General features: G+C 45.5%; 19 protein-coding genes and 1 pseudogene. 7 read left to right on the forward strand and 13 right to left on the reverse strand.

Going from position 1 to position 16488, the window contains the following annotated elements:
* Positions 1 to 230: pseudogene (locus AN963_RS32545) on the forward strand (IS3 family transposase); the annotation flags it as partial.
* Between the two features lie 315 nt (positions 231 to 545).
* A complete protein-coding gene (locus AN963_RS12550) occupies positions 546 to 1742 on the forward strand; it encodes a hypothetical protein (RefSeq protein WP_236707973.1) in 1197 nt (398 codons plus the stop codon).
* A gap of 690 nt (positions 1743 to 2432) precedes the next feature.
* On the opposite strand, the gene AN963_RS12555 is transcribed toward AN963_RS12550, so the two are convergent.
* The 4 genes from AN963_RS12555 to AN963_RS12565 all read right to left on the reverse strand — a co-directional run bounded on the left by AN963_RS12555 (position 2433) and on the right by AN963_RS12565 (position 4807).
* The gene (locus tag AN963_RS12555; RefSeq protein ID WP_201783751.1) at positions 2433 to 2837 is read right to left on the reverse strand and encodes a YkvA family protein; all 405 of its coding nucleotides are present in this window, start codon (positions 2835 to 2837) and stop codon (positions 2433 to 2435) included.
* Between the two features lie 140 nt (positions 2838 to 2977).
* Positions 2978 to 3364: a hypothetical protein gene (locus AN963_RS12560; protein ID WP_055744929.1), complete on the reverse strand. Its 387-nt coding sequence runs from the start codon at positions 3362 to 3364 to the stop codon at positions 2978 to 2980.
* A gap of 464 nt (positions 3365 to 3828) precedes the next feature.
* Complete coding sequence (locus AN963_RS31175) at positions 3829 to 4002, reverse strand: hypothetical protein (RefSeq protein WP_161827279.1); 174 nt, start codon at positions 4000 to 4002, stop codon at positions 3829 to 3831.
* Entirely contained in the window at positions 3983 to 4807 is an 825-nt protein-coding gene (locus tag AN963_RS12565; protein WP_055744930.1) for a GAF domain-containing protein, read from the reverse strand. Before AN963_RS12565 ends, AN963_RS31175 begins: the two co-directional genes overlap by 20 nt.
* Before the next feature lie 200 nt (positions 4808 to 5007).
* Here AN963_RS12565 and AN963_RS12570 point away from each other — a divergent pair, with 200 nt between their 5' ends.
* Complete coding sequence (locus AN963_RS12570) at positions 5008 to 5262, forward strand: hypothetical protein (protein ID WP_055744931.1); 255 nt, start codon at positions 5008 to 5010, stop codon at positions 5260 to 5262.
* A 73-nt stretch (positions 5263 to 5335) separates the two neighbouring features.
* Here AN963_RS12570 and AN963_RS12575 read toward each other — a convergent pair whose 3' ends face one another.
* The 3 genes from AN963_RS12575 to AN963_RS12585 all read right to left on the reverse strand — a co-directional run bounded on the left by AN963_RS12575 (position 5336) and on the right by AN963_RS12585 (position 7051).
* Positions 5336 to 5716, reverse strand: coding sequence for a carboxymuconolactone decarboxylase family protein (locus tag AN963_RS12575; protein WP_055744932.1), 381 nt, complete (start codon positions 5714 to 5716; stop codon positions 5336 to 5338).
* A gap of 92 nt (positions 5717 to 5808) precedes the next feature.
* A complete protein-coding gene (locus AN963_RS12580; protein WP_055744933.1) occupies positions 5809 to 6477 on the reverse strand; it encodes a Crp/Fnr family transcriptional regulator in 669 nt (222 codons plus the stop codon).
* Between the two features lie 37 nt (positions 6478 to 6514).
* The gene (locus AN963_RS12585; protein ID WP_083496922.1) at positions 6515 to 7051 is read right to left on the reverse strand and encodes a GNAT family N-acetyltransferase; all 537 of its coding nucleotides are present in this window, start codon (positions 7049 to 7051) and stop codon (positions 6515 to 6517) included.
* Between the two features lie 138 nt (positions 7052 to 7189).
* Between AN963_RS12585 and AN963_RS12590 the strand changes: the two genes are divergently transcribed.
* Positions 7190 to 7708 carry an acyl-CoA thioesterase gene (locus AN963_RS12590; protein ID WP_055744934.1) on the forward strand — a complete coding sequence of 173 codons (519 nt, stop codon included), beginning with the start codon at positions 7190 to 7192 and terminating at the stop codon, positions 7706 to 7708.
* A 3-nt stretch (positions 7709 to 7711) separates the two neighbouring features.
* Here the strand turns inward: AN963_RS12590 and AN963_RS12595 are convergent, their stop codons facing one another.
* Positions 7712 to 8257: a GNAT family N-acetyltransferase gene (locus AN963_RS12595; protein ID WP_055744935.1), complete on the reverse strand. Its 546-nt coding sequence runs from the start codon at positions 8255 to 8257 to the stop codon at positions 7712 to 7714.
* Positions 8258 to 8348: 91 nt separating this feature from the next.
* Here AN963_RS12595 and AN963_RS12600 point away from each other — a divergent pair, with 91 nt between their 5' ends.
* Positions 8349 to 8525 carry a hypothetical protein gene (locus AN963_RS12600; protein WP_236707974.1) on the forward strand — a complete coding sequence of 59 codons (177 nt, stop codon included), beginning with the start codon at positions 8349 to 8351 and terminating at the stop codon, positions 8523 to 8525.
* 69 nt (positions 8526 to 8594) lie between these two features.
* Here the strand turns inward: AN963_RS12600 and AN963_RS12605 are convergent, their stop codons facing one another.
* Positions 8595 to 11513: a WG repeat-containing protein gene (locus tag AN963_RS12605; RefSeq protein ID WP_055744936.1), complete on the reverse strand. Its 2919-nt coding sequence runs from the start codon at positions 11511 to 11513 to the stop codon at positions 8595 to 8597.
* Positions 11514 to 11668: 155 nt separating this feature from the next.
* Positions 11669 to 12550 carry an NAD(P)-dependent oxidoreductase gene (locus AN963_RS12610; protein WP_055744937.1) on the reverse strand — a complete coding sequence of 294 codons (882 nt, stop codon included), beginning with the start codon at positions 12548 to 12550 and terminating at the stop codon, positions 11669 to 11671.
* Positions 12551 to 12756: 206 nt separating this feature from the next.
* Here AN963_RS12610 and AN963_RS12615 point away from each other — a divergent pair, with 206 nt between their 5' ends.
* Positions 12757 to 13455 carry a cyclic nucleotide-binding domain-containing protein gene (locus tag AN963_RS12615; RefSeq protein ID WP_055744938.1) on the forward strand — a complete coding sequence of 233 codons (699 nt, stop codon included), beginning with the start codon at positions 12757 to 12759 and terminating at the stop codon, positions 13453 to 13455.
* Positions 13456 to 13478: 23 nt separating this feature from the next.
* Positions 13479 to 13907 carry a DMT family transporter gene (locus AN963_RS12620; RefSeq protein ID WP_055744939.1) on the forward strand — a complete coding sequence of 143 codons (429 nt, stop codon included), beginning with the start codon at positions 13479 to 13481 and terminating at the stop codon, positions 13905 to 13907.
* 22 nt (positions 13908 to 13929) lie between these two features.
* Here the strand turns inward: AN963_RS12620 and AN963_RS12625 are convergent, their stop codons facing one another.
* From AN963_RS12625 to AN963_RS12635, 3 genes are all read right to left on the reverse strand, one after another.
* Positions 13930 to 15042, reverse strand: a complete 1113-nt coding sequence (locus tag AN963_RS12625) for an aminopeptidase (protein WP_055744940.1) — start codon at positions 15040 to 15042, stop codon at positions 13930 to 13932.
* A 116-nt stretch (positions 15043 to 15158) separates the two neighbouring features.
* Positions 15159 to 15623 (reverse strand): hypothetical protein, encoded by a 465-nt coding sequence (locus tag AN963_RS12630; RefSeq protein WP_055744941.1) that lies wholly within the window; start codon positions 15621 to 15623, stop codon positions 15159 to 15161.
* 331 nt (positions 15624 to 15954) lie between these two features.
* Entirely contained in the window at positions 15955 to 16476 is a 522-nt protein-coding gene (locus tag AN963_RS12635; RefSeq protein WP_055744942.1) for an MgtC/SapB family protein, read from the reverse strand.
* Positions 16477 to 16488: the final 12 nt, after the last annotated feature.

Below are 16488 nucleotides of genomic sequence, written 5' to 3' on the forward strand. Positions count from 1 at the left end.
TTTGCCATCCTAGGAAGTCATTCGAGACGGGGAAATTGCCTAGATAATGCCTGTATCGAATCATTCTTTTCACATCTAAAGACAGAAATGATGTATCGATGCTCGCCAAAAACACATGTGGAATTAAATCAAGCTGTTGAAAAATACATTGCCTTCTATAATCAGAATCGTTTTCAGAAAAACTTGGCGACCGTTCCCCGATTGAGTATCGGAAAGCGATCGCCGCGTAACTATGGGTTTTTAGACAGTCTACTTGACAGGGTTATGACCATTGATAAGGGTTTTTCTTTTTACACCTTGGTGAACCAAGGTCTTCTTATGTGGTCGTTGACGCTTTTCGTCAACAATCCGTCAACAAAATGAGCTAAGTGATACTCGTAGAACACAAGAGGTTAAACGCAAACTGTCTTTATTGACTTTCCTCCATAATTAGCTCAATGAGTGCCCGGGTTACTCCATGAGGATGGGAATTTTTTAACAAAAGAGAAACATTTGGATAGCAAGCAGCGTTTAATTAATGAGTAAAAAGAAGGGAAAAACTAAACATGATAAAAAAAAGCTTGCTCGTTGCTTCAATCGCAGTCATGTTGTTTCCAGGTCCATTCGCTCCATCCATTCAAGCAGCCCAAACAGGGTCAGCGACATACCGAGTTACCTACAAGTTGCCCACTGTCAACATGATGGAAGAAGTAGAAGTAATTCATACATTCCTTAGAGAATCTCTACAAATCAAAAATCCATATTCAGCTACTACCGTAGAAAAAAACAGGATGGATGCATTGGAGATAGTAGGAGATCTGAATGGCACTGATACTCCGCGTGGATTTATGATGGATGAATTTTATGTATCCAGAAACGGTTATTTGCTCGAGCTATACAATGCAATAGGAGTGTTGGAACCTATATACCCTCCAGGTTATGATCCCGTGGCAATGAAACAAAAAATTGCACAGTTACAGCCCACTGACGGATGGGAAAAGTATAGCGAACTCAGAAAAATGCGGGGCCAGACTGAACTTGATTCACGCATAAAAGCACTGGTACAAGCTAGTTTTGTAAAGCCAGAAGAACTAAACAATCAACGGCTTACAAAGCAATTTGTTGCAGAGACGTTGTACCGTATATATAAAAACGTCAGACCGTACAAGGGTAGTGTTGCCCCGAAGGACAGCCAAAACGAAGCTGTGCGCTGGGCCATAGAGGTTGGCCTGCCAGGGTTTCATGTGGATGCCAAAGGAAATATATATCCGGAAAATCAGCCGTACTACGCTAGCGTGCTGGATTTCGTTCATTTGTTTTTACCAAGTAAAATCAATGGGACAGGAAGGGAGTATTTTCAGTTTGAAGTCCAACAAGACCTTTTGCTAAACGCTGTTGACATTCGTTCAGAGAATTTCTTGTATGTGAACAACAAGCTGCTCTCCTCCATTCCTAACAATTTTCTGTTGAGCAATCTTCCGGAAGTAAAAAAAGCTGAAACGCAGTTTAGTGCTGCTCTCGCGCCACAATTGATAGGAATGATCGAACAAACACGACGAGAAATTCTAAAACCGCGCGTGTGGGACTGGAGAAAAGACGTGATTCGGTATCCTTCCTTCACCAAATTGGTACAAGGATATCGCAAAACCAAGGGTCAGAAAGAACTCATGCAGGTATATCAAGCGGTTAAAGCACGTTATAACTTATTCGATCGTCAGGACTCCCTGCAGGTTATGAAAAGTGTATTCGATAATATTAAGTAAATCGTTTAGACAAGGAAAAAACACCTCCTTATCGTATGTGGTGCATATGATTAGGAGGTGTTTTGGTTTAGGTGCAAAGGTCTTCTACATATAAAGCTGAAGCCTTTCTTTGACCCTTGTAAATGTCTTTATTAATTTCAGCTAACTTAGTGTTGATTTCTTCCGATATTTTTTCCAGTATCGTTTCTTTTAACTGATTTAAAGTAACCTTTTGTCCATTTATGAACATAATTTATCACCTGTCCATAAAAAATCCCCACCCGTATGAATGACGGATGGGGTACGTACGGGGTAGTACGTTATAAGTTACGTGAATAAATCTACTATAAATTATAAAAAAGGACTTGACTACAAGTGCATATTGGTATCTAAACCTATTATTGGAGCAAAAAAATAGCGCCGACTTGTCTGCACAATTTAAGTCGCACGCGGTAATCCCCAAGGTGGATTATACTAGTTGTTTTGGATTACTTTGCTATTATCCTCCTGGTTTCCGAGTGTTTCCATACGAAAATAATGGTAATTACTTCGCCACGAACAAATCTTCTCGTTCTTTAGAGAAACAAACGAGACATCTATTTAGTGGAGAAGTGGCAGACCTCCCCCCACGATGTACCTTTTCGTAATTACCACAAAGCACGTCACAGAAGAAAAAATCTATGGCGTGAATAGAAAAGAGAACCCATCTCCCTACTTGGCAAGGAACCAATTGTAGAGGTACCAACTAAACCAAACTCCAAGGAGTATCCAAATAATAATGAAAAGGACACCCATAACCCAGTTCTTCGGTTTACCTTTAGCGAGAAGTTCTTGTGCCTTTTCTCGACAATCATTGATCACGGATTTAGGGATTAGCTTCAATGCTAACCATATACCCAAAGGAACTAATATGATGTCATCCAAGTAGCCCAATATTGGGATGAAGTCTGGAATTAAATCTATTGGGCTGAAAGCATAAGCAACAACGCAAATTGCAAATAGTTTTGCATACCAAGAAACTCGGGAGTCTTTATAGGAAAAGTAAAGAATGTAGGCCTCTACTTTTAACTTCTTGGCTTTACTTTTTAGGATTTGAAAGGCTGTTGTATCGCTCAAGTCTATCACCCCATGAGTAATATAACCGTTTGCATTACTTCATTCAATCTAACCATAAAAAAACCTGCAGCAGGTAGGTAAAGTTAAATCCTGTGCAGGTTAGCAACCTCTACTATATTAGATTGCAATTAGTCTTATCATTAGAATGGTCTTCTAACTACTTTAATTCTCCGTGCTCTGTTGCGGATAAGCCGTTGAGCCTCTTCCCGGTTAATTCTTACTAAAACTGAAATGTCCGTTGAGTTTTCAACGTCGAAGACTGAGAAAAACCGTCCATTAGCGAACAGAACACCTTTAAACTCAACATCCAATCCAGGTGTAGATTGCGGACGTGTATTCTGTATAATCGTTCGTATCACACCTGCATTAAGGAGCCTTCGTGCTTGTTCGCGGGTTATACGGACCGCAAACACTGGGTCAATTTCAACACCAGGTACTTTTGCCTCAACCTCAACGATTAGGAAAAAACGGTTGCCGATCCTCGCAATACTATTTGCTCCAACAAAAATGGGTTGGTTTGCTGCCATCTTGACACCACCTCCTTGTACCAAAATATGCAGGAGATGTTGAAGTGGACAAGGGCATCACTACAATTTTTGATTGTTAAGTATTTTAACTAGAAGCTAAGCAGTCTTTTTACTTTCTTCATGTTTTCTTCCTCTCCCTTTTTGACTCTTCCTCAAACTGCCATCTATATGATATTAAATATCCTTTTTTTGTATATGAATCGAACGAGCTATCAATTTGCTAGCACCTAGGCATACATGCTTGTGTCACTAGACAGTAATTGGTTATAGAGTGATCCAATCAATGAAAAACAGCAGCAGACTAGGAAGAGAAAATAAAATCCTAGACTGCTGCTGTGTTTATTGAACTCTCGTTAAATTCACGCCTGACGAAACAAGAACACACGCTCTGTATTGTTTACGAACCTGCAAAACACAAAAAATATCCTAGCCTAATTACCGCTAGGGTATTGATAACCAGCTCTTTATTTACGTAACGGTTGGGCGGTGAACAATTTTTGGTGCTTTTCCTCAATACGGCGACGGTTTCTGTCGCCTTCTCTACCATTAAGCAGCTTATCAAGAAATTGCTCGACGGAAAGAGTTCCTTCATGATAGCGTTCAAGAGGAGTCTTTTTTTTAGCTACTAAGTGTCCCATCGATTTCACCACCCTTCCCCGATTCAATAACAATTTCCATAAACATTTCGAAATGCAGCAGTATGTACAGAGAGTTAGCAAGATAGGTTAGATAATCCTCGTCATCCTTTGTAAATGAATTTGGCTCTTCCCCGTCTACACTAAGTACTCCTAGTATATGATTACCACATTTTATTGGAACACAAATCAGTGATCGGTATTGTTTCGATGCTTTAGGATGTGTCTTAAACCTATTTCCAGCAGATAATACGTCCCCAGAAGAATAAATCTCACCTGTAGTGAAAGAGTGACCCGCCGAAGAGTCCATCGAAAGTCGTAAATTTCTCTTTCCCTCAGTACTGTAACCTATTCCCTGGTGAATTCGCAATGTATCTACTTCTTGTACAAAAATTGCTACCCTGTGGTTGTTACCCTTTTGTTTTGTAAGTACAATCCCTATTCCAGGTAGCAGGTATTCATAGATTGATCTGCGTGTCTCCAAAAACTCTTCATTCGTAGTATTACAAATAACATTAGCGATCTCAATTGTTAACTGGTTGAGTAACTTGAGGATTTGAGTTTTTTGCTTGTCATCTTCGTTAAGGCTTTCGAAGTCCTTCTTTAACTGTTCGACCGTCTCATTTGGTTTAATAGTCAATACTCCCGCAATCGAAACCTCAGATCCCTTTTTTAACCTCCAAATTGTCATTATGATAAAAAGAATAAATCCAAGGATTACCAATGCTGCAATTATAGGAAGCGCCCACGGAACCTTTCCAATTGCCTCACTAATTCCTTTTCCGATTTCTTCTGCTATTTTATCCATTCAATTCACCGACTGTTAGAGGATGTCTTCATTATTGTATCGCAGCCTATAAATTGTCAATAAAAACAGAAAAATCCGTCTACATGATCCAGCTTTCTTTCCTTTCATTTTGAACGCAAATCATTACGACTCGCCTTTTGCCATCTCGTTCTCTCTGTGTGTTATAATGAATGATAACGATAAAACAATGGGGTGTATCATTGAAAAGACAGTTTTTGATGATTGTGAGCGATGTAACCAAGCCACAAATTGATAAAGTAACCGAAGAACTAAAGGATTTTAACGAATTTATTAGCTTGATTCCAATCGAGTCTAAATCTGATGGCGGATATAGCTTGTACATCGATATACCAAATGGCGATGTGGCTGTAACGGTCTCAGATACACGTGCATTTCTAAAAAATTGGTTTAAGCCTTTTCATATCAAATGTGATTCGAATCCAAGGGACTTTTAGCAAAAGTCTTTTTTTATTACACATAATGGCGGCCACCTGTCTTTTTATGAATAGACAGTGGCCGCCAGCTTATTTAGCAAAAGCATTCAGGGTCGTCTGAGGCTTTTCGCTCTCCTTTTGATTCTTCCCCTACTTCATATGACATCAGGGCATTCAATCCGTGACTGAGAATCGCACCGGATCGAGTAGACGCTGCTACGAGAAGAGCCTCCATGATTTCTTCCATACTTCCGCCAAGCGCTTTATATTTTTTCACATGAACATCTATGCAATACGGGCAGCCTGTCACATGGGCTACGGTCAAAGCAATCAACTCTTTTGTTTTTTGCGGTAGCTTGTTTGCTGTTTCGTACACATGACGCTCAAAATCCATGTAAGCTTCCGCTGCCTTCGGACTCAATTTCATCAATTCCGGTATTCTCTTTAGATTTGCTGGGGAGTAATATGCGTTCATGTCTGTTCATCTCCTCAAGATTGGTTGGCTGCAGTGTCAGCCGCTCTTTCAGTTTAGAAGATGAACCACGTCGCTACTGTAACTTAGTCACTTTACCTGGAGATTAACCGCTCCAGCTGGCCACGCTGGTCCAAATAAATTTTACCTCGACTCAAGCGAATCCAGCCACTCCTTTCAAATCCTTTCAGTACTCTGCTGACTACCTCTCTTGCGGTCCCCAACTCTCTGGACAATGATTCATGAGTCACATACAGCGGAGCGTTTGCATGTTCACTTGTTTTTCGCAGCAGTAATTCCGCTACCCTCAGATCCATCGGTTGAAAGGTCATGTCCTCTACGAGATCAGTCACTGAGACCATTCGCTTGATAAACAACCGATAGATAAATTGATTGAGTTCCTTATACTCTTGCATCCATTGCCGAAATAGCTTGACTGGAAACACTACTAATTCCGTTTCCTCCTCCGTTTCTGCTATCGCCTCATATCCTGTCTCACCTAAAATACTTGCCATCATAATGACGCAAACCTCGCCCTTTTTCACTCGATAAAGCGTTAATTCCTTGCCATTCGGGCTGATCTTGTAGATACGAACGCAGCCACGCAATACGAAAGAGGCATGCTCGAATATATGTCCTTCTTCAATCACAGGTTGGGGCGGGATACTAATCAGTTGGGCACCCGATACGCCCCATTGTTCGATCGGAACTCCGACGAAGCAAGGAAATGCCTGCACCACTCTCGCAATCTGCTCTGGATTCATGCTATCGCCCCCCTATGGAGGTTGTCTTTTTTGCATCCTATAGCGACCGCTCAAGCTGGATATCTAGCGGCTCTTTTTCATAGATACTCTGGTTGATTTCCTTTGCCAAGACACATCCGACCGAGCGATAGAATTGCTGAGTCTCAACAGAAGGGTGTGCGGCGATATACAGCTTGGTAGCGCCCTTGCTCTTTGCCTTCTCGCAGCAAAGGGCAAACAATTCCTTCCCAATCCTTTTCCCCCTGCATTCATTGGTTACGTGAATGTAGGGAAGCTCCAAGTATTCATGATGGCTGCCGAAGAAAGTACCCTCGACATTGGCAAAACCAACTAATGTATCTGCTAGATAAGCACCTACGACGATTCCTCCGGTCTGCAAACAGCGTTGCAAATCTTGGAGGACCAACCGCTTTTTGTCCTCATCCCACCGCTCCACAAAGTAGTCGTCTTTTTGCTTCCACTGACCGTCTTCGATATACCAGACGCGATGGGTCTCCTGATAGCGGTTGAATCGGCTGAGCAAAGTAGTGTCTAGATCCTCCATCGTTAGCTCTCTGTACGTGATTTCTTCCACGGCACTCACATCCTCGCATTTGATTGAAACGGATAAGAAACGGCATGAAGGTTGATTAGACAAAAGGATTTGTGGAACAATGGAGCTAGCAAGATGAAGTCATTCTGTGGAAAAAGCTATCGAAAGGGAGTCCTCTCCATGATTGCAGAACGCTTTGTCCGGGAGACACGTACTTTTAAAGCGAGTCATGTCCTTCCCCCAGACACGAACAACCACAACACGCTCTTTGGAGGCAAGCTGATGTCCTATATCGACGACGTCGCTTCTCTCTCTGCCATGAAACTCGCACGTGGTCCGGTAGTGACCGCTTCCACGGATTCGGTCGATTTTCTGCAGCCAATCCCAGTGGATCACGAGGTCTCACTTGAAGCCTTTGTTACCTGGACGCACAAGACCTCGATGGAAATCTTCGTCAAAATCGTCGCAGAAGACTTGCTCACCGGTGAACGAACGGTTTGTGCGACTTCATTTTTGACCTTCGTAGCGTTGGGCTCAGACGGAAAGCCGACGACTGTTCCGAAAGTCATCCCAGAGACAAAAGAAGAAATCTTCCTGCATGATAGTGCTTCGGAACGAGCAGACGCACGGAAGCAGCGCCGTACCCGCAGCAAGCATTTGGCTGATCTCCTCGGGACGAGCAGACCATGGGAGTCCTAGAAACTACAGGCAGTCCGCTTCGAACAAGGAGGGGGCTGCCATTCTTTTTTGATAGTGCAAAAAGTCTTCCTTTTTTCCGTCCCACTCCGCTGCGTCTGGCTCCACGGAAACGAGCTCAAAACCATGTTTGAGCAATACTTTCTGGGATGGGATATTGTCCCGGGTAGTCTTTGCATACAACTTTGTCATCCCGTAACGTTCAGCTGCTTCCTTTAGCAACATCGGCAGTGCTAGAGAAGCAACGCCTTTACCCGCAACCGCCTCACCTACACGGTAGCCGATGTGCCCGGTTCCCTTTTCTCGATCCATATCTACTACATTCATTCTTCCAACAATCATTCCTGCTTCATCTCGGATCAAGGTAAACAAGGATAGTCCGGCCTCCTGTTCCTCCAGAAGCTGTTCCAGCCTTTGTAGAAAATGTTCGTAGCGATAATAGTCCTCCCCACGACTAGGGACCATCTTTTCAAAAAACGCACGATTGCTGGATTCAAATTGATAGAGCTCAATTGCATCCTCCATCCGCAGCGGTGTGATATTGATCAGCACAACTCCCTCTCCCTTCTTCTATTCGTCACTTGCCAAACGAGGGTAATAATCTTTATACTTTCTTAAGCCCATCATATTAGAGGTGATTGATATGACGCAATTGGAACTAACGACATTGATAGCCTATCTGGCGTTTACCGTTTTCTTTCTCGTCGCCTACAAGCTGGATCAGATTTCCCTGCTCGGTCTCATCCTCACCTTGATTGCAACCGCCGTCCTGGCTGTTCTCTTTTACGTCTTGATGGCAAAATATTGGCCACTATTTTAAATCATCACCTTAAAAAGGAAAAGGCGCAACCCTACGGGAACCCGTGGTGTTGTGCCTTTTTGTATGAAACTACTGTTGTTTGAGATAATTCGCCAGCATCTGTGGCGCTTGCTTGTTGTACTGATCGATTAACGTATTCATGGCTTTGGTCCAATCTTCCTTTGGCAACGGTAAAGGCAACTGGTCCCACGATTTTCCGTTGACGATTATCAAGGATTCTAGCATGTTTTTCTGGGCTGGACTGAGAGTAGCTACCGACAGCTTTTTCGCCTGAGCTGTCTTCTGTCCAGCAGGTATGTGGAGCAACTCCCGGAAAAACAGTTGGTGATACTCGGTGTACAAATCCATCGTCTGATAATAGTCATGTCCGCCCCGTTGAATCACTAATCCCCGTTTGCTAGCCCACTCCCACAGTTGGGGAGAGGTCATCTGACTAATCTGCCCCGTCTCCATATAGTAGCTCAGAGCGAACATATCCTCATCTCTCAAGTCCGATCGTGTATCGTCTGCTTTGATGATTCCTTTGCCGATGAGCTCTGCCAACACTTCTTCCTTGCCAGCTTCTTTCGGAAGATTGACGTTAAGCGCCAGATTGGCAAAGAATCTTTTTTCACTGGTGACACCCTCTGGCCAACTGTACGGCTTGTCAAAAGCAACCAGCTCCAACGGATTCTGGCGGATCTGGCGGATGATATCCGAGTAAGAGAGCGAAGTCTGGGTGATCAGCGGACGGTAGGTAATCGTCGGCTTTTTGGTCAAAAAGGCTGTCTGGAAGGTTTCCTGCCCGTTTTGATCCAGGTAGCCGAATCGCTGCTTCGTCAAGAAAACAAACGGCGACTGACTGCTTGTATCTTGCCATAATTGTGGAAAGACCTGCGCACTTGGATACAGATTATCGAAGGTAGGGGCAGTCAGCTGTTTCCCATCGATATTCAAGAGTCCCCACCCACCTGTTTTCGCATCTTGATAGGCAATTGCACCTGGTTTGCCCACGCCCGCGCTCAAATACTTCAAGGAGCCGTAGTTACCATTGCTCAGACGCTGTCCTTCAGGAGAATAAACGTCCCAGCCCGTTCCTTTCTCGATAAACACTCTGTCTAATCCATCTACTGTTTGCACGGCGATCGCTTGCTCGACCTGTCGCGTCATCTCGCCATTGACCACTGCCCAAAGATCACTGGTTCCATCAGGGCGACCGAGCGTGAAGAAGTACCGTTTTGCCGTATTTCTGGTGCTTACATTTACATATGCAAACTCGCTTACGGGCAGTAGCTGTCCGTTTTTGATGCTAACCAAGGCCCATTTGTCAGAATCAGCTTTCACACCTGCTGTATAAACCACTCCATCCACCATCGTGAATGTAGCTGGTGCCTGATTGCCGGAAGGTTCCCCCAATGGGATTTGAATCTCCCTCGTCAAGAGCTCGCCCTCTGGCGTATACAGATCTGCTACCTTCCCATCCAAGGCGACGATGAGCTTTTTATCTTCACCCTCCATGTAAAAACCTGGATAAGTCTTGCTGATAAGCTCCTTTGTCTCGCGATCCACGAGAACGTAGCCCTTTTCGGGATTGCCGACTACCGCCAAATGGTCTGTTAAAATCCGTTCTTTTTCCTCCGTGTCAACGATCACTTTTCCGTCAAAGCCGTATGCTGTCGTCGTACCGTCAGCAGCCTTTACAAGAATCCGGTTCGTTTTCTGATCATACGTGATTACTGTATTTTCCTCTGGTGCAAGGAGCAGTCCTCGAGTCTCCGAATACAAGCCGATTTTCTTTCCATCCTGGATAGCGAGCATGCTGTAGGTCCCGCCCAAAGTCGTGAGGGTGTCAAACCAAACCGTTGGCTCAGCCATTTTTTGCTCCCAGCTGGGGATGAGGCCTTTTTTCCCGTCCGATCGAACCAAGAGCCGTGCAGCTGGTGGTCCCTCTACCCGCGGATAAACGAAAGGTATGACAGCCCCTCCTCCAATTTCAGCAATACCGTACAGTCCTGTTTTTACGTCCTGTCCGAGTACATACCGATCTTGCAGCACTTCGGCTCCCTTTTTGAATGTCAGAGACGATCCTTTGGAGATCGAATGGTAGGTAATGCTGTCTTTGGTCATGGTCGAGTAAATATCCCCAGACGGAATGCCTACATCCGTATACTGCGGCTCCGCAATCATTTTTCCGTTTCGCCAAAGCCCTACTCCCTTGGGCCCTTCGACGCGGACGTAGTCGTTATTCCAGAAATACAAGGCGTTGTAGTTGGGCGCGAGTACGTATTTTCCGGTAACGTCCACTAATCCTTCCTTGCCTCCCGATCTCACCTTGAGATACGCCGTATCCGGCCCGCCTTCATTTGGGATCAGCTCGGCATTTTTGAGCGTAAACTTGGGGACAAACGTCACTGGGTCGTACAGCGTAACCTGCTTGGACGCGCTCCTTAGCACGTAGCGAACGGTTTTCGTATCTTCCTTGCCCGCTTGCGAAGGATCTACGAGCTGCACCATAGAAAGCTTACCAGCTGTTGGCGGAATCAATACCTTGCCCGATGAATCAAGCAGCATGGACGTCTGTCCAACCATCAGGATCACCGTCTCGTGAGCAGGGGACAAATAAATCGTGTGCCCTCCTGCAAATTTTGCCGCCGAGAGCTTTCCTGTCACCAGGTCCAGATATTGAAACCATCCTCCTTTTTGAACGATGGCGATTTTGCCTGAGCTAGGCAGGTCAATGTTATCCCAAATGGCCGGCGTAATTTCTTTCCCCGTTTTGTTATCGAGAATACCTTTTTTACCGGCTTTTGTGACCACCGTATAGGTAGTATAACGACTAAACTCATCGTAGACCGGTTGGGTACTGAGCTTGGCACCATTGGTAAATCCGATTTTATAGTCGGTGATATAGGGTTGTATCGTCGAGAAATTAGCTGCTTGTGCGGTAGGAATCCATGCGCTTGCACCGAGCAGGAGAGCCGTACAAGCAGTTATAATCTGTTTTTTCATTCGGCTGTTCCCCTCCTAACGCTTACTCATTTGTCGCTATTATTCAGACGAGGAAAGCTGGAAAAGGTTTCAGCATCCCAGCGAAAAGAAAAGGAGACCCACTGTCGCGGGCCTCCTTCCTTTGGTCATATCAGATGTGTTGAAAACGAAACTGTCTACTTCTCAAACCACTTGATCAAAGCCTGCGTACCGTTGTCTTCCATCCCTTTTGCCGCCAGCTCGTCATACAGCGATTTGGACAGCTCCAGGCCTGGGGTCAGCAGTCCCATTTCTTTGGCTGCTTCTAACGCAATGCCCATGTCTTTGATGAAGTGCTTGATGTAAAAGCCTGGGTCGAAGTTGCCCGCGATCATGCGCGGAGCCAAGTTGCTGAGCGACCAGCTTCCGGCGGCACCTGCCGCAATACTTTCGAGCACACGCGACGGATCAAGACCCGCTTTTTTCGCATAGGAGATCGCTTCGCACACGCCGATCATGTTGGTTGCAATCGCGATCTGATTGCACATTTTGGTGTGCTGACCCGCTCCTGGGCCACCTTGGAGCACGACGTTGGTTCCCATGATTTTCAACAGTGGCTCCACTGCATCAAATGCTTCCTGATCGCCACCTACCATGATCGTCAACCGAGCTTCACGCGCACCGATGTCGCCACCGGAAACAGGGGCATCCAAAGAATGAAGATCGTGCTTCTTGGCTTCTTCGTAGATTTTTTTCGCCAAAGAAGGCTTGGAGGTCGTCATATCAATCAAAAAAGACCCCGGCTTCGCATGAGGAACGATTCCCCCGGCGCCGAGATACACTTCTTCCACATCACTCGGATAACCAACCATCGTAATGATCACATCGGACGCCTGGGCTACTTCAGAGACATGCTCTTTCCACACAGCGCCTTGCGCCAGCAAGTCTTCTGCCTTTGCCTTCGTTCTCGTGTACACGACAACCGAGTATCCTGCTTTCAGGAAATGAGACGCCATGCTTTTGCCCATTACGCCTGTTCCGACAAATCCGATTACGGTCTCTTTTGTTTGCAAAGTCACGCTTACCACTCCTATCGCTCATCTCTATCCAACAAATATACTTCTCTGAATCCTTCTAAAATTCCTGCTCGTTTTTGGCGGACCAATTCTTACCTCGCCCTACTTCTTGTCTGTGAAAAGTCCCTATCTGTACAAAAAAGGACATATGTCCTTTTTTTTCGAAAGAAAATGCTATTTACTAAGATAGATGCTGTGGGAGGTCTTGGATGAAAGAACGGACAGATAAAGCCATGCTGCGCTCCCTCATTCGTGAGAGCCAGCTCCACAATATGTTTACTGATGACACGATCCATGAAATGCATTTGTACGAGGCTGAAAAAGGTGAAATTCTCTGCTCCAAAGGCGATCAGCTTACTCAAATGTACTTTTTACTGACAGGAAAAATCAAAATTTTCACGACCTCACCCAACGGCAAATCCTTGCTTTTGCGGTTTAACAATCCTCTGGCAATCATCGGGGACATCGAGTTTATTTCCCACTGCGAGGTTCGCAATACCGTCGAATTTGTTCATCCCAGCTTGTTGATCGGGATCAGTTACAAGCTGCTGCAGGAGCGATATGTGAACCATCCGCCTTTCCTGCAATTCATTTTGCAAAAAATCAGCCACAAGCTTTATACCTCGTCCAACACAACTAGCCTAAATCTCTTATACCCGGTGGAGAATCGCTTTGCCAGTTACCTGCTTTCCACTACATCCGCCGAGCAGTCTTCTGCCATTTCGGAGGAACTGCAAACCGCCAAACTAACCGAAATAGCCGAGCTCCTCGGAACCAGCTACCGACATTTGAACCGAGTCATTCGCAATCTGTGTGCAGAGCAAATCATTGAACGAAAAAAAGGAGCCCTGCTCATCCGAGACAGGGACAAAATCGAACATTTAGCGAGCGGGAACATCTACGAGTAAGTCCGCTCTCAGGAGGTCATCTCGTGCAAGGCATCTTCTTTTCATTACTAGCTGGTGTCTTTATTTGCTTGCAAAGCGTCTTCAACGCCCAAGCGAGTGAAAAACTGGGCTTGTGGCAAACCAACGCGATCGTACATGGATTGGGCTTTTTCGTGTCCTTCTCCATTTTTCTGGTCGTCCGTGATGGGGACCTGCAAAAAATCAATGAAGTGAACAAAGTATATTTGCTCGGTGGCGTCTTCGGAGCCTTGATCGTATTCTTCGTCATGAAGGGAATTACTTCGATCGGACCTGCTTACTCGATTTCTATCCTGCTCGTCTCTCAGCTCCTAATTGCTTTGGTCATCGATTCCCTCGGTCTGTTTGGTGTCGAAAAGGTCCCATTGAATCTCAGCAAAGTGATGGGGATCGCCGTCATGATTGTAGGTTTAATCATCTTCAAACTGAAGTAAGGGAGGGCAATTGCCCTCCTTTTTATTTGTCCAGTTGTTCTGGATTTAGTCCCAGCAAAGCCTCATGAACGAATACCCCGTCCTTGCGAATAAGTCTGTCATCAAACCAGATTTCGCCACCACCATACTCCGGTCGTTGGATGTTGATCAAATCCCAGTGGATGGTACTCTTGTTTCCGTTGTCCGCTTCATCGTATGCCTGCCCGGGTGTCAAATGAAAGCTGCCCGCAATCTTTTCGTCGAACAAAATGTCTCCCATCGGTTGCAGAATGTTTGGGTGAAAAGCAATCGCAAACTCCCCGATATAGCGAGCGCCCTCATCACTGTCGAGAATTTGATTGAGTCTTTCCGTATGGTTGGCAGTCGCCTCCACAATCTTGCCTTGCCGAAAAACAAACCGTACATTCTCAAACAACGTCCCTTTGTACTGGCTGGGGGTGTTATAGCTAATCGTCCCTTCAATCGAGTCTCTTACAGGAGCCGTGTACACTTCTCCATCCGGCATATTGCGCTTGCCTACCGCAGTCCTCGTCCCGATCCCTTTGATCGAGAACGACACATCTGTCCCTGGCCCAACGATGCGGACCCGATCCGTCTTGTCCATCAAATCGTAGAGTGGTCGACATGCTTCCGCCATTTTCCGGTAATCAAATGCGCATACTTCAAAATAGAAATCCTCGAAGGCTTCTGTAGGCATGTTTGCCTTTTGTGCCAAGGCAGACGTCGGATAATTGATGCGCATCCCTTTTATTTTGTTATCGATATGATGGGCAATTTGCCGATAGGCTTCTGCAAACAAACGATTCTTGTCTTCCGGTACATCGCGCATCTCACTGCCATTGGTCTCACCGTGAATCCCGATATATCCTTGCATGCCCAGCCACATTTCTTCTTCCCAGCGTACTACTTGGGCCATTTGTGCGTTCGACAGCCCTTTCATCCATTCTCGTTGTACTTTGGGTCTGACATAACGTACATGGGGAAATGCACCTTTGGCGTACAGTTGCTTCACCAGTTCAGCTGCCAGAATCTCGCCCTCGTCGTAAACCATGATCATGATATTTTCTCCCGGCTGCACATCCAGACTGTAATCCAGCAAATTGTTCGCGATCTTGCCAATCCGTTCGTCTCTCATTCTCATTCGCCTCTTTTCTCATCTAATGGGGATAGTGCTAGAATAAGTGCCCTTTGTCAGAGGAATATCAAAGCAAAAAAAATAACGGCCAGATCGGTGGCTCGTCATGAAAATCGTTATTTTCGAAAAACCGTGTAGTGAGAAGGTCTGCTATCTTTTACGTACAACGAATGCTTGTACGTAAAGAATCCCGTACTTCCCGCGAGGACGAACAAGGCGATTGCTGAAAGTCCGACTACCTCGATGGGAGGATGGGATGTTTCAGGATTCACACGCGAAAGCCACGTGCAGACCATTTCATACAAGATAAAGTGAGAGAAGAACGTCCAGCCGGTAGCTCTCCACCAATGCTTTTGTTTACTACCGTCCGTCTTTCTTTGCAGAACTGCCTTCTTTTTCAAGCGTCTGAGATAGGAGCTAAACAGGAGAGGATTGAGTAGCAAGTACCCGTAAAACATCAGAGCCAGCGCCGCATGCTGGATGAGCGTGTCGATTCCCCGGGGAATGACTACCAGCCCGAAAGGCGTCATCACCAGCGTCAACAGGTACATTTGGAGCGAAAACCAAAACTCTTCATGCATACGTGTGCTTGTCCCCTTTCCAATCGCTATGAAATGAATGCCGTGCTTTCCTATAAGGTAACAAAATGACATGAAAAACGAGACTAACTAAAGTTAGGTTTTCTGTAAATTCCCCAACTCAGAGGCAAGCTGAATTGCATGCGTACGATTTTTCGCACCCAGCTTGCTGAACAATGAGTTGTTATATCCTGTGATCGTTCCGACGTTGTCACTACCGTGGATCGTCTCCATTTTGTCTCAATGTTTCTCGCAAGTTTTTCAACACGCAACGGAAAACAGTCAGGCCCGGATCTGTACTTGCTAGATCCAGGCCCTTTCGGAGGTTCTTCTTTCAACTCACACCTTGTTGCTTCACTGCATTGGTTTTTTCGCTGCTTTCTACACGCCTGTGCTGTACCTCTTCAAAGCGCTGGCTAAGTCTCGCCAAAGCAAACGAAACGACAACGGAGAAGATTACAATTCCATAAAATCCAGCACCGATTCCGATGCCTATCCCTCCGGCGAAAAAAATCATCGCAGCAGAAGTCAGTCCTTTTACTTGCAAGCCGTCCTTTAAGATTACGCCCGCGCCCAAAAAACCAAGTCCTGTCACTATTTGTGCCGCCAGTCGCATCGGATCCATCATCGTCCCGCTATTGGGCGAGCTGTACATTTTGGTGCTGTAAATGGAGACCAGCGTAATCAAGGTACAGGCGACAGATACATACATGTACGTCTTCAAACCAGCAGGCTTGTTGCGATGGGAGCGATCCCATCCGATAAACAACCCGAGAACTGCACTGACGACAACGCGGATATACATCTCCAAATTCATGAAGACATGCTGTTCGTAAATGACATTCAAATATTCCATCCCACGCACCTT

It is taken from the genome of Brevibacillus choshinensis (assembly GCF_001420695.1).
Classification (GTDB): domain Bacteria; phylum Bacillota; class Bacilli; order Brevibacillales; family Brevibacillaceae; genus Brevibacillus; species Brevibacillus choshinensis.